The organism is Streptomyces sp. NPDC048606 (genome assembly GCF_040650855.1).
Lineage (GTDB): Bacteria > Actinomycetota > Actinomycetes > Streptomycetales > Streptomycetaceae > Streptomyces.
The window spans coordinates 437,933-451,132 of the sequence record NZ_JBEZIB010000001.1; the positions used below are offsets into that span (position 1 = coordinate 437,933).

12 protein-coding genes are annotated in these 13,200 nt (G+C 71.8%); 7 read left to right on the forward strand and 5 right to left on the reverse strand.

What is annotated here, in order from left to right; genetic code table 11:
* Positions 1-32: 32 nt before the first annotated feature.
* Positions 33-254, reverse strand: a complete 222-nt coding sequence (locus AB0D01_RS01775) for a hypothetical protein (RefSeq protein WP_363052978.1) — start codon at positions 252-254, stop codon at positions 33-35.
* Between the two features lie 223 nt (positions 255-477).
* Here AB0D01_RS01775 and AB0D01_RS01780 point away from each other — a divergent pair, with 223 nt between their 5' ends.
* Positions 478-729 (forward strand): thiamine pyrophosphate-dependent enzyme, encoded by a 252-nt coding sequence (locus AB0D01_RS01780; protein WP_363053050.1) that lies wholly within the window; start codon positions 478-480, stop codon positions 727-729.
* A gap of 338 nt (positions 730-1,067) precedes the next feature.
* A complete protein-coding gene (locus tag AB0D01_RS01785) occupies positions 1,068-1,520 on the forward strand; it encodes an ATP-binding protein (RefSeq protein ID WP_363052979.1) in 453 nt (150 codons plus the stop codon).
* A gap of 53 nt (positions 1,521-1,573) precedes the next feature.
* Here the strand turns inward: AB0D01_RS01785 and AB0D01_RS01790 are convergent, their stop codons facing one another.
* Positions 1,574-2,632, reverse strand: a complete 1,059-nt coding sequence (locus tag AB0D01_RS01790) for a DUF2637 domain-containing protein (RefSeq protein ID WP_363052980.1) — start codon at positions 2,630-2,632, stop codon at positions 1,574-1,576.
* 192 nt (positions 2,633-2,824) lie between these two features.
* Complete coding sequence (locus AB0D01_RS01795; RefSeq protein ID WP_363052981.1) at positions 2,825-3,715, reverse strand: (2Fe-2S)-binding protein; 891 nt, start codon at positions 3,713-3,715, stop codon at positions 2,825-2,827.
* Between the two features lie 158 nt (positions 3,716-3,873).
* On the opposite strand from AB0D01_RS01795, the gene AB0D01_RS01800 reads away from it, so the two are divergent.
* On the forward strand, positions 3,874-4,509 hold the full coding sequence (locus tag AB0D01_RS01800) for a GntR family transcriptional regulator (protein WP_363052982.1): 636 nt from the start codon (positions 3,874-3,876) through the stop codon (positions 4,507-4,509).
* A gap of 92 nt (positions 4,510-4,601) precedes the next feature.
* Here AB0D01_RS01800 and AB0D01_RS01805 read toward each other — a convergent pair whose 3' ends face one another.
* Positions 4,602-5,363, reverse strand: coding sequence for a hypothetical protein (locus AB0D01_RS01805; RefSeq protein ID WP_363053051.1), 762 nt, complete (start codon positions 5,361-5,363; stop codon positions 4,602-4,604).
* 173 nt (positions 5,364-5,536) lie between these two features.
* Positions 5,537-7,213 (reverse strand): PucR family transcriptional regulator ligand-binding domain-containing protein, encoded by a 1,677-nt coding sequence (locus tag AB0D01_RS01810; protein WP_363052983.1) that lies wholly within the window; start codon positions 7,211-7,213, stop codon positions 5,537-5,539.
* Positions 7,214-7,467: 254 nt separating this feature from the next.
* Here AB0D01_RS01810 and AB0D01_RS01815 point away from each other — a divergent pair, with 254 nt between their 5' ends.
* The 4 genes from AB0D01_RS01815 to AB0D01_RS01830 all read left to right on the forward strand — a co-directional run bounded on the left by AB0D01_RS01815 (position 7,468) and on the right by AB0D01_RS01830 (position 13,162).
* Positions 7,468-8,361 (forward strand): xanthine dehydrogenase family protein subunit M, encoded by an 894-nt coding sequence (locus tag AB0D01_RS01815; RefSeq protein WP_363052984.1) that lies wholly within the window; start codon positions 7,468-7,470, stop codon positions 8,359-8,361.
* Positions 8,362-8,363: 2 nt separating this feature from the next.
* Positions 8,364-8,969, forward strand: a complete 606-nt coding sequence (locus AB0D01_RS01820) for a (2Fe-2S)-binding protein (protein ID WP_363052985.1) — start codon at positions 8,364-8,366, stop codon at positions 8,967-8,969.
* Between the two features lie 2 nt (positions 8,970-8,971).
* Complete coding sequence (locus tag AB0D01_RS01825) at positions 8,972-11,377, forward strand: molybdopterin cofactor-binding domain-containing protein (protein WP_363052986.1); 2,406 nt, start codon at positions 8,972-8,974, stop codon at positions 11,375-11,377.
* A 321-nt stretch (positions 11,378-11,698) separates the two neighbouring features.
* Positions 11,699-13,162: an NCS2 family permease gene (locus tag AB0D01_RS01830; protein WP_363052987.1), complete on the forward strand. Its 1,464-nt coding sequence runs from the start codon at positions 11,699-11,701 to the stop codon at positions 13,160-13,162.
* Positions 13,163-13,200 lie beyond the last annotated feature (38 nt).

Consider the following 13,200-nt stretch of genomic DNA (forward strand, 5'->3'; position numbering starts at 1 on the left):
GCGGCGCGTGGCCGCGGGGCGCTCCGTCAGGTTCAGTCGACCATCTGCCCGTCGCCCGAACCGCCCTTACAGGTGTTGGTCGCCCAGTCGACCGTTCCGCCGCCCTTCTCGCACTCACCCGGGGTGAGGCTTTCGGTGACGGCGGCGGTGACGGTGGTGGCGGTCGCGGCGTGGGCGGTGGCGGCGCCGGTGAGGCCGAGTCCGGCGAGGGCTGCCGTGGCGATGACGGCGGCGGATATTCGTCGAATGCGCATGTGGTTTCCCCTTTCACGGAGGGCTCGGTCAGTGCACTCATCAGCCTGATCTTCACCCATGTGGGTGGCGCGTTGGATTGCTCCGTTCGGGTGAGTCCGCAGGGCCCCGCGGGGCCGGTGAAAGTCCGTCCCGCATGGGCGGGGCGGTCGTGGCGCGCTATCGTTCCCCGAACATCGGCGTCGCGGCGACGGCTCCTTCGTCACGGAGCACGTCCGTCAAGTGGTGTCGATGTCGGGCGATGGTGGATTCTCGGTGCCGATGGGAGATTTCCTCCCCCTCGTGCAGTACGGCCCGCCCGTCAAAGTGGTCGTTTTCAACGATTCCTCGCCCGTCGCGGCCGAGCGGGACCTGTCGATTTTCGGCCTCCCCTCCCGGGCGGCGACCCGCCGGAACCCCGACCGCGCCGCCGGCGGCCCCGCGACCGGTGCCCACGGGGTCCGCGTGGGGAGCCCCGGCAGCTCACAGGGGCCTTGAGGGAGGTCCTCCGGCACCGGGCGCCGGCCCGGGCGGGCTCGCCGGCCGCCCCCGCGCCCCTGTCGGTTCCACCGAAGGGCGGCGTCGGCGCGGTGACCGGATTCGCATGTTCGGCCGGGAAGATCGCGCTCGACGCGGGGGCGGGGCGGATCATCGGCACGGCTCGACATGGCTCGATCCGACCTGCGCGACGTGCAGCGACCCCGAGCCCGCAGGAGTGCGGAATTCCCCGGGGGGCATGCATTCCGTAGACCTGTTCGAGGAACGAGTGACGTGGGAGGGGCATCGCCGTGCGGGTGGGGGCGAATACCGGGAAGGTGTGGAAGCGGGGAGTGCCGGTGCCGAGGGAACCCTCGATCGAGGGCGGCGAGCCGGCCCCGATCGCGGCGGCGGTCGGGTCGGAGGTCAGACGCAGCGTCCGGCGCTCGGACCTGAAGGCGGTGGGAGAGGTCCGTCGGGAACTGCGGGAGCTGATGCGGCACCGGTGTCGGGCGGAGGCGGCCGACGTGGCCGAACTGCTCGTCACGGAGCTCGTCACCAACGCCCTCGTCCACACCGACCACGGCGCGGAGGTGTCCGCGAGCGTGCGGGCCGCCCGACTACGGGTCGAGGTCCGCGACTTCAACCCCCAGCGCGTCCGGCCCTTCGTACCGTCCGCCGACGACGGTACGCACGGCCGGGGCCTGCTGTTGGTGGAGGCGCTGGCCGACGCGTGGGGGGTCGATCCGCTCGCCCTCGGGCGCGGGAAGGTCGTGTGGTTCGAGCTCGACGCCGGCGGCCCGCACACATGACGGCGGGGGAGCCCCAGGGGCACCCCCGCCGTCCGTCGGTCGCCGCACCGCGGCTAGCCGAACTGCTGTTCCAGATCCTTCAGTTTGCGCTCCAGCGAGTCGAGTCGGGGGATCGTCTGGGTGTCGTCCTCGGCGGTGAGGTCCACCGTCCGGGGCCCGGGCGGATCGACGGGTTCAATTCCGTTCACGGCCTGGAGTGAGGGCCTTCGGCGTAGTGGCAGCTGCCCCGCTTCCGATATGGCCGGCTCCGCGCCGACCGGCGCGGAGCCCGACCCCGGGGCCAACCCGGGCACGTCGACCTGGCGGGCGCGGGCCCGCCCGAAGGCCCTGTTCTGCCGGCCCAGCGCCTTGATGTGCGCCCGGTCCAGGCGGTGTTGCTCCCGCCTGCGGTGCCGGTCCTGCTCCCGCTCCTTCTTGTCCTCGCGGACCTCGTCCACGGCCTCGTCCAGGGTCCGCACCCCCTCCAGCAGCATGAGCGACCACGCGCCGAAGGTCTCCCGGGGGGCCCGCAGCCAGCGGACCATCCGGATCTGCGGCAACGGCCGCGGGATCAGGCCCTGTTCGCGCAGCGCCGCCCGGCGGGTCTGCTTGAGGGCCCGGTCGAAGAGCACGGCCGCCGAGAGCGACATCCCGGCGAAGAACTGCGGGGCGCCGTCGTGACCGAGGCCCCGGGGCGCGTGCACCCAGTTGAACCAGGCGGCCGCGCCCGCGAACAGCCAGACCAGCAGGCGAGAGCCGAGCGCGGCGTCGCCGTGGCTGGCCTCCCGTACGGCGAGCACCGAGCAGAACATGGCCGCGCCGTCGAGACCGAAGGGGACCAGGTACTCCCAGCCCCCGGAGAGGTTCAGGTTCTGCCGGCCGAAGCCGACCAGCCCGTGGAAGGAGAGCGCGGCGGCGACCGCCGCGCAGCAGAACAGCAGGACGTACGAGGCGGTGCCGTAGACGGCCTCCTTGCGCCGTCGGCGCTCCTCGCTGCGTTCCCAGCTGTCGTCGGCCGCGGCCTTCTCGCCCTCCCGCCTGCCCCGGGCCAGCACCGCCACTGCCGCAAGTACGCCCAGGATCAGCAGGCTGCCGGGCAGCAGCCAGTCCAGCGATATGTCGGTCAGTCTCATGCGGTTGTCCCTTGCCTCGCGTATGCGGCTTTCCGGGCGCCATAGTGGCCCAGCAGGTCCGTGGTGCACGCGGGTTTCGGGGCAAGTGGACGCCTTCGGGGGGCGGGGCCCGTCGGATAGGGTGTTGTGGCTCGAACTACCGCTCGGTGGAGTCGAGTTGCGTTCGAATCCGGTTCACGCCTTTGGGTGGCTTCAGCCTGCGGCGGCCACCGCCGTCAGGCGGGCGACCCGCTCCTCGTCGCAGGTGCGTGGGCAGGTCGTGCAGGTGTCCTCCGGGCGGATCGTGTAGAAGAAGCAGCATCCGGCCCGGTCCCGGGTGACGTGTTCCGTCCCGTCCGGGGCCCGCAGGGTGCGGAAGTGCGCGCCGCCCGTGTACGGGGCGGTCGTGCCGGGCAGCAGCAGTTCCAGCTCGCGCAGGGCGCGCCGCTCCTCGCCGAGCAGCCCGCCGACGTACCAGAGCCCCTCGACGACCTCGTCGGTGGCCATGGACCACAGGGCGCGACGGCCGCGTCGCAGGCGCGGGCCGAAACCTTTCAGCAGCGGTTCGAGGTGACAGGACACCGCTGCCCGCACCTCTTCCCGCAACGCCTCCTCGTCGGCCACCACGACGGCGCCGGGCAGCCCCGCCGCCGGGTCGTCCGGCAGGCACGCGAACTCCTCCACGCGCACGGACAGCAGCCCCCGGGTCCGGTGGAAGGCCACGGCCTCCACCGGCAGCCGGGGCACCCTGCGCGAGAGGAACCACGGGAGCGTGAACAGCAGGCAGGCGGGCCAGGCGTAGCGGTGCAGGCCGAAGCCCGCCACCACGTCGGGCCTACCCCGGCGCCCGTAGTCCCGCAGGACCTGCGCCTCGTCCCAGGCGAGGAAGGCGTCGAGCGCCTCCCCGCCGGCCGCGAGCTCGTCCGCGCCGACCCATCCCACACCGCGAGGGAGGGGTTCGTGCGCGTCGCGCTCCACGATCCGCAGACCGGGGTAGGCGGCCGTCAGGCGCCCGTACGCGTCCGCCGCCGGAGAGCCGGCCGGGGCGGGTGCACAGGGGCGCGGGACGTCGAGAGCCGAGCCGGTCATGGGGGACCACCGCATCACACGATCGTTGGAAGGTTAGCCTTACCTTACCTGATTCGGGAGGGGTGGGAACCCCGCGCTCCGACCTCTTTCGCCTATTCTCTGAACCGGTCGAACACCAGGAGGAGGACCGAGTGCGTGAAGCGGCCCGGCCCCGGGTGTACGAAACGCCCCCGATGTCGGCGCAGAAGGTGCTGCGCCATTCGGTGCGCGGGCAGGTCCTCGACGCCCTGCGCGCCGCCCTCGTCGACGGCGAACTGGTCCCCGGGGAGATCTACTCCGGCCCCGCGCTCGGCGAGCGGTTCGGGGTCTCCGCGACCCCCGTGCGCGAGGCGATGCAGCAGCTGGCGCTCGAAGGCGCCGTGGAATGCCTGCCCAACCGGGGCTTCCGGGTCATCGCCCGCACCCCCCGGGCCCTGGCCGAACTGGCCGAGGTGCGCGCCCTGCTGGAGGTGCCCGTCATGCTCCGGCTGGCCCGCACCGTCCCGGCCGCGACCTGGGAGTCCCTGCGCCCGGCGGCCCGGGCCACCGCCGAGGCGGCCGCCGCCGGCGACCTGCCCGGGTACGGGGACGCGGACCGGGCCTTCCACCGCGCGGTGCTCTCCCTGGCCGACAACGGCCAACTGGTGCGGATCGCGGAGGAACTCCACCGCCGCGCCCAGTGGCCCCTGCCCGGAGCCCCGCGGGTGCGCCGCGCGGACCTCGTGGCCGACGCGGCGGAACACGCCGCCCTGCTGGAGGCCCTGATCGCCCAGGACCTCCCGGTGGTCGAGTCGCTCGTACGGGAACACTTCGCGGGCTCCCCGCTCTGAGCGCCCCTCCGCCCGGCCGCGGCGGACCCGAACCCGCCCGGAGCCGCCGAGGCCCGCACGCGCCCGATCCGCCCGGCCGGGGCGGCGCGCGCTCAGGCCGGGGCCGGGCCGCGCAGCTGGTCCGCCAGCCAGGTCGGGATCCCGCCCAGGAGGTGGAAGAGCCGACGGGCCTCCGCCCGCAGCCGGGCGGCCTCCGGCTCCGGCTCGGCCTCCGCCAGCGCCGCCAGCGCGGGCGCCGTACCCACCAGGAACCCCAGCTCCTCGCGGATCCTGAGTGACTCCGCGAACCCCTTGCGGGCCTCGGCCACCTCCCCGTCGCGCAGGGCCAGCGCCGCCAGGTGCCGCCAGGTGAAGGACAGCAGCAGGGTGTCCCCGTGGGCCAGGGCCCCGGTGTGCGCCCGGTGGTACGCGGGACGGGCCGCCTGCGGGGCGTCGGCCAGGTGTTCGGCGACCAGGCCCCGCCGGAAGTCCAGCAACGGTCGCGTCCGCGAGGTCGGGGACAGCAGCGCCGCCGCCCGGCCCAGCGCGGAGCGGGCCTCGTCGGCCCGGTCGCGCACGCCGAGCACGGTGGCCGCGTAGGCCAGCTGGCCCCGCTCGCAGGCCGCCGCGCCCCGCTGGTCGTCGTCCCGGGCCACGGCCTCGGCCACCCGCAGCGCGTCCTCCGCCTCGCTCCAGCCCTGGCCGGTGAACAGACACCGCTCCACCAGCAGCGCCGTGCGCTGCACGGCCGCTCCGGCGTCGTTCACGTGCGGCGTCAGCAGGGCCGCCGCGTCACTCCAACAGCCGCGCGAACGCAGCCGCCATATCGCCCGCTGGAGAGGGTCGTCGCCCCCTGTCGATCCCGCACCGGACATGGCGGTATCCGCCACATTGCCCTCCCCGAAGCAACCAAGCAGCACGTCGTTGAGCCCTTGGGGCGAAATGAGAGCACGGATCGGTCGCATCGGCCAAGGGGTCGGGTGAACTCTTTCACAAAGTCCGGACGGCTCGTCAGCCGGCCCCGACCGACCCCCCGGTCGGGATTCGGTCAGCTCATGCGCAGGGCCAGGAAGAAGTCCAGCTTGTCCTCCAGGCGCGAAAGGTCCCGCGCCGTCAGCTGCTCGATTCGCCCGACGCGGTAGCGCAGCGTGTTGACGTGGAGGTGCAGACGGGTCGCGCAGCGGGTCCAGGAACCGTCGCAGTCCAGGAAGGCCTCCAGCGTCGGGATGAGCTCCGCGCGGTGGCGCCGGTCGTAGTCGCGCAGCGGGTCGAGCAGCCGGGCCGTGAAGGCGCGGCGCACGTCGTCCGGTACGAACGGCAGCAGCAGGACGTGCGAGGCCAGCTCGTGGTGACCGGCGGCGCAGACCCGGCCCGGGCGGGCCGCGGCGACCCGGCGGGCGTGCCGGGCCTCCTCCAGCGCCCCGCGCAGCCCCTCGGCGGAGTGCACGGCCGCGCTGACGCCGAGCGTCAGGCGCCCGTCGTCGGCGAGACCGGCGGCCAGCGGCTCGCGTACGGCGGCCAGCAGCGCGTCGGCGTGCAGCGCGGAGTCCGGGCCCCGGTCCTCGCCGGCGTCGCCGGGGAGGGCGGGCAGCGGCACCAGGGCGATGGCCTCGTCACCCGCATGGGCCACCGCGATCCGGTCGGAGGGCTCCGGTCCGGCCATCGACGGGTCGACGAGGATCTCCTCCAGCAGCGACTGCGCCACCGGGCCGCCGGGGATGTCCCCGCCCTCCCAGTCCACCCGCGCCACGACGACCTGCCAGTGCGGGGCGCCGCCCAGACCCGGCAGCAGCACCGGGGCCGCGACCCGCAGGCGGGCCGCGATCTCGGCGGGCGCCGCGCCCGTCTGGACCAGCTCCAGGACCTCCTGGGCGAGCCTGCGCCGCACCGTGCGGGCCGCGTCCCGGCGGTCCCGCTCGACGGCGATCAGCTGGGTGACGCCCTGGAGCAGGTCGAGGCGCTCGGCGGGCCAGTCGCCCGCGTCGGCCTCCACGGCCAGCAGCCAGTCCGAGAGCACGGTCTCGCGCACGTCACGGGCCGCGGGACCCGGCCCCCGGCCGTGTCCCCTGATCGGGAACAGGGAGTACGTAATACCCTGGATGGACATCCGGTGCGGGCCCCTGCGGCCGGTCCGGACCGCCGCGAGGTGTTCGCTCGCCAGCGCCGCGCACACGCCCGGGGCCAGCGGCTCGCCCGCGCCGGCGATCTGCCGGCCGGTGGGCGAGAGCACCCAGGCCCGCAGATCGAGGTCCGTGGTGAGCAGATCCAGCACCACGTCGGGTCCGCCGCCCGCGGGGCCCGACGTCATCAGCCGCCGGTGGCGGTCCACGACGGCCGCGAGGTCGCCCGCGCGCTCCCCGGAGACCTGCCGCACCACGTACTCGGTGATGGTGGCGAATGCAACGTCCTCGTTCACGGCGAACAGCGGGAGCCGGTTGCGCAGGCAGGCCGAAACGAGATCGTCCGGGATGTCGCCCAGCTCCGCCTCGCCGGCGGCGAGGCCGGCGACGCCCGCGCTCGCGAGGATTCGTACGAACGGCTCGGAGTCGGCTGAATTTCTTCGCCAGGCCAGGCCAGTGAGGACGAGCTCGCCCCCGGAGAGGTATCGGCTGGGATCCCTCAGGTCGGTCGTCATGACCCCGCGGACCGTCCGGTCGAGTTCTTCCTCGCCGCCCAGCAGCCGCAGCCCCAGCGCCTCGGTTTCCAGCAGTGCGCGCAGCCGCATGATGTCGCCGCCGATCTGTCTCGTTTGTTGCCGTTGGAAATCGGGCAGGTCGTCGCATCCTGCCTTTCATACGAATCTACAAGACGAGGGAGCCCGTCAGCCAACCGCTTCATGGTTTCGGTGACTGCACCCGAGGGACGCCTGGCTTGTGTACTGGCTCCACACCGCGTTAACAGCACGTGAACGACCAGTCGAGGGCCCTTCGGCCTCCTGGCTTGAAGTGAACGACCCGATTAAGAAGAAGAGAGCCGCACATGGACTTCCTTCGCCCCGCCAGCTGGGAGGAGGCGCTCGCCGCTAAGGCCGAGTACCCCACAGCTGTGCCGATTGCGGGTGGCACCGACATCATGGTCGAGATCAATTTCGACCACCGCCGTCCGGAGTACCTCCTCGACCTCAACCGCATCGGGCTGCTGCGGGAGTGGGAGGTAGGCGAGGAGGTCACCAAGCTGGGCGCCTCCGTCCCGTACACCCAGATCATGGAGAACCTGCGCGCGACGCTGCCGGGTCTCGCGCTCGCCTCGCACACGGTCGCGTCCCCGCAGATCCGCAACCGCGGCGGTGTCGGCGGCAACCTCGGTTGCGCCTCGCCCGCCGGTGACTCCCACCCCGCCCTCCTCGCCGCCGGCGCCGAGGTCGAGGTCGAGTCCGTCCGCGGCTCGCGCCTGATCCCGATCGACGAGTTCTACACGGGCGTCAAGCGCAACGCGCTGGCCCCCGACGAGCTCATCAAGACGATCCACATCAAGAACGCGTCCGGTCCGCAGCAGTACTCGAAGGTCGGCTCCCGCAACGCGATGGTCATCGCGGTGTGCGCCTTCGGTCTGGCGCTGCACCCGGACTCCCGCACGGTCCGCACCGGCATCGGTTCGGCCGCGCCGACCCCGATCCGGGCGAAGGCCGCCGAGGAGTTCCTGAACGCCGCGCTCGAAGAGGGCGGCTTCTGGGAGTCGGGCAAGGTCATCACCCCGTCGATCGCCAAGCAGTTCGGTGAGCTCGCCTCCGGCGCGGCCAACCCGATCGACGACGTCCGCGGCACGGCGAAGTACCGCCGCCACGCGGTAGGCATCATGGCTCGCCGCCAGCTCGTCTGGACGTGGGAGCAGTACCGCGGCACCAACGGCCGCTCGCTTGAAGGGGCTGCGTAACCATGCGCGTCAATTTCACTGTCAACGGCCGTCAGCAGGAAGCGGACGACGTCTGGGAGGGCGAGTCCCTCCTCTACGTCCTGCGCGAGCGCCTGGGCCTGCCGGGTTCGAAGAACGCCTGTGAGCAGGGCGAGTGCGGTTCCTGCACCGTCCGCCTCGACGGCGTGCCGGTCTGTTCCTGCCTGGTGGCCGCCGGTCAGGTCGAGGGTCGCGACGTCGTGACCGTCGAGGGCCTGGCCGACTTCGCCAAGCAGCGCGAGGAGCACGGCCACGGCGGTGCCTGCGGCACCGGCGGCGGCTGCGGCGGCAAGGGCGTCTCCACGGACGAGGCCAAGCGCTGGGCCGCCAAGCCCGGTGACTCCCAGACCGGTGAGGGCGTCGAGCTCTCCGCCATCCAGCAGGCGTTCATCGACGCCGGCGCCGTCCAGTGCGGTTTCTGCACCCCGGGTCTGCTCGTCCAGGCGGACGCGCTGCTGGAGGAGAACTCCGACCCGTCCGACCAGGACATCCGTGAGGCCCTGTCCGGCAACCTCTGCCGCTGCACGGGCTACGAGAAGATCCTCGACGCGGTCCGCCTCGCGGCCGCCCGTCAGGGAGAGGCGGTCTGACCATGGCTCAGAACACCCGCACCGTACCCGCAGGTACGCCGACGAACGTCACCCAGAAGCACAACAAGGGCGGCATCGGCGAGTCCATCCTCCGCCCGGACGGCACCCTCAAGGTCACCGGCGAGTTCGCGTACTCCTCGGACATGTGGCACGAGGACATGCTGTGGGGCCAGACCCTGCGCAGCACCGTCGCGCACGCCGAGATCGTCTCGATCGACATCTCCGAGGCGCTGGCCATGCCCGGCGTGTACTCGGTGCTGACGTACGACGACCTGCCGGCCGAGATGAAGAACTACGGCCTGGAGATCCAGGACACCCCGGTCCTCGCCAACGGCCGGGTGCGCCACCACGGTGAGCCGGTCGCCCTCGTGGCCGCCGACCACCCGGAGACCGCCCGCCGCGCGGCCGCCAAGATCAAGATCGACTACCGTGAGCTGCCGCTCGTCACGGACGAGGCCTCCGCCCTCGCCGAGGACGCGCCGCTGATCCACGAGGGCCGCACCGACCACCACATCGGTCACGTCCCGCACCCGAACATCGTGCACCGCCAGCCGATCATCCGCGGCAACGTGGAAGAGGCCCGCAAGCGCGCCGACGTCATCGTCGAGGGCGAGTACACCTTCGGCATGCAGGACCAGGCCTTCCTCGGCCCGGAGTCCGGCCTCGCCGTGCCGTCCGAGGACGGCGGCGTCGAGCTGTACGTCGCCACCCAGTGGCTGCACTCGGACCTCCAGCAGATCGCCCCCGTCCTCGGCCTGCCGCCGGAGAAGGTCCGCATGACGCTGTCCGGCGTCGGCGGTGCCTTCGGCGGTCGCGAGGACATCTCGATGCAGATCCACGCCTGCCTCCTGGCCCTGGCCACGAACAAGCCGGTCAAGATCGTCTACAACCGGTTCGAGTCCTTCTTCGGCCACGTGCACCGCCACCCGGCGAAGCTCTACTACGAGCACGGCGCCACCAAGGACGGCAAGCTCACGCACATGAAGTGCAAGATCGTCCTGGACGGCGGCGCCTACGCGTCGGCCTCCCCGGCGGTCGTGGGCAACGCCTCCTCGCTCTCGGTGGGTCCCTACGTCCTGGAGGACGTGGACATCGAGGCGATCGCGCTCTACACGAACAACCCGCCCTGTGGCGCGATGCGCGGCTTCGGCGCCGTCCAGGCCTGCTTCGCCTACGAGGCCCAGATGGACAAGCTGGCGGCGAAGCTGGGGATGGACCCGGTCGAGTTCCGTCAGATCAACGCCATGGAGCAGGGCACGATCATGCCCACCGGCCAGGTCGTGGACGCCCCGGCGCCGGTCGCCGAGCTGCTGCGCCGGGTCAAGGCCCGCCCGCTGCCGCCGGAGCGCCAGTGGGAGTCGGCCGGCGAGGGCGCGGACGTCCGCGCGCTGCCGGGCGGTCTGTCCAACACCACCCACGGCGAGGGCGTCGTGCGCGGCGTCGGCTACGCGGTCGGCATCAAGAACGTCGGCTTCTCCGAGGGCTTCGACGACTACTCCACCGCCCGCGTGACGCTGGAGGCCATCAACGGCGAGGCCGTCGCGATGGTCCACACAGCCATGGCGGAGGTCGGCCAGGGCGGCATCACCGTCCACACGCAGATCGCCCGCACCGAGCTGGGCGTCACGCAGGTGACGATCCACCCGGCCGACACGCAGGTCGGCTCCGCCGGTTCCACGTCCGCCTCGCGGCAGACGTACATGACCGGTGGCGCCGTGAAGAACACCTGCGAGGCCGTCCGCGAGGCGGTCCTGGAGATCGGTCGCCGCAAGAACGGCTCCTACCACCCCGCGTGGGCCACCGCCGAGCTGCTGCTCGAAGGCGGCAAGGTCGTCACCGACGGCGGCGAGGTCCTCGCGGACATCGCGGAGCTGCTGGAGGGCGAGGAGCCGATCGACATCGAGCTCGAGTTCCGCCACGCGCCGACCGAGCCCTTCGACCTGGTCACCGGCCAGGGCAACGGCCACGTCCAGTACACCTTCGCCGCGCACCGCGCCGTCGTCGAGGTGGACACCGAGCTGGGCCTGGTCAAGGTCGTCGAGCTGGCGACCGCCCAGGACGTCGGCAAGGCCCTGAACATGCTCTCCGTGGTCGGCCAGATCCAGGGTGGTACCACCCAGGGTCTCGGCGTCGCGATCATGGAAGAGATCATCGTGGACCCGAAGACCGCGAAGGTGCGCAACCCCTCCTTCACGGACTACCTGATCCCGACCATCCTCGACACCCCGACCATCCCGGTCGACGTCCTGGAGCTCGCCGACCCGAAGGCCCCGTACGGCCTGCGCGGCATGGGCGAGGCCCCGACCCTCTCGTCCACCCCGGCCGTCATCGCGGCGATCCGGCAGGCGACGGGTCTGGAGATCAACAAGACGCCGATCCGTCCGGAAGCCCTCACCGGCACCCTCTAGGACGGCGTGGTCCGGGGGCCGCGAGGCCCCCGGACCCCCACGAACTTCCGGGCGGTGTGACACGGGAACGTCACACTTCCAGTCGCACCGCCCGGATCACGAAGTACCGCTCCGCTCGCGGTCCTCGTCACCTGGCAGAACCCCTGCGCAAACCCCCATGTAGTACCAGCGGTCACCCCCGCACTACCCGCAGTACACGCAGTGCACATCTCGCGTCGCCTCGGGCCGTCACCCCGGGTCGTGCAGCCAAACGCAGTTTCCCAAATCCCGCGTCTCCAATCTTTATGCGGGTGCCCCTTTGAACCTTGGGAGTTAGGCACCATGACCCAGTCATCTGTGGAGCCCAAGACCACCGCGGAGGAGGCCGGCGACGGTTCTCTGAACCCCGCCGGGCGCTCTTGGCTCGACCGGTATTTCCACATAACGCACAGAGGATCCAACGTCGGAAACGAAATTCGTGGCGGCGTCACGACTTTCATGGCCATGGCGTACATCCTCCTGCTCAACCCGCTGATCCTCTCCGGCAAGGACGTCGCCGGAGACACCATGAGCCAGAAGGCTCTGATCACGGCCACGGCCTTCGCCGCGGCCCTGACCACGCTCCTCATGGGCTTCGTGGGCAAGGTCCCGCTCGCCCTGGCCGCCGGCCTCTCCGTCTCCGGCGTGCTCGCCTCGCAGGTCGCCCCCCAGATGACCTGGCCGCAGGCCATGGGCATGTGCGTGATGTACGGCGTCGTGATCTGTCTCCTGGTCGTCACCGGCCTCCGCGAGATGATCATGAATGCCATCCCCCTCGCGCTCAAGCACGCGATCACCATGGGCATCGGCATGTTCGTCGCCCTGATCGGTCTGGTGAAGGCCGGCTTCGTCGGCGCCGGACCCGAGTTCGGTCCCCCGGTCCAGCTCGGTTCGGTCGGCGAGCTCGCCGGCTGGCCCGTCCTGATCTTCTGCGTCACCCTGCTCGCCATCTTCATGCTCCAGGCCCGCAAGGTCCCCGGCGCCATCCTGATCGGCATCGTCGGCGGCACCGTCCTCGCGGCGATCCTGAACGCCGTCGCGGACATCGACCCGAAGGCCTGGAAGAACGGCGCCCCCACCCTTGAGGGCTCCGCGGTCTCCATGCCCGACTTCTCCCTCTTCGGCGAGGTCTCCTTCGGCGGCTGGGGCGACGTCGGCGTCATGACGGTCGGCATGATCGTCTTCACCCTCGTGCTCGCCGGCTTCTTCGACGCGATGGCCACCATCATCGGCGTCGGCACCGAGGCCAAGCTCGCCGACGACAAGGGCCGCATGCCGGGCCTGTCCAAGGCCCTGTTCATCGACGGCGCCGGTGGCGCCATCGGTGGCGTCACGGGTGGCTCCGGCCAGACCGTCTTCGTCGAGTCCGCGACCGGCGTCGGCGAGGGTGCCCGCACGGGCCTCGCCTCCGTCGTCACCGGCCTCTTCTTCGCCGCCTGCCTCTTCTTCACCCCGATCACCCAGATCGTCCCGGGTGAGGTCGCCTCCGCGGCCCTGGTCGTCATCGGCGCGATGATGATGCAGAACGCCCGCCACGTGGACTGGGCCGACAGCGCGACCGCCATCCCGGTCTTCCTGACCGTGGCGATCATGCCCTTCACCTACTCGATCACCCCCGGTGTCGCCGCCGGTGTGATCTCCTACGTGGCCATCAAGGTCGCGCAGGGCAAGGCCCGCGAGATCGGTGCCTTCATGTGGGTGCTGACCGGGGTCTTCCTGGTCTTCTTCGCCCTGCACCCCATCGAGGCGTGGCTCGGCGTCAAGTAAGGCGGGACAGGTGATCCGCACCTGACCCTCCACGCATC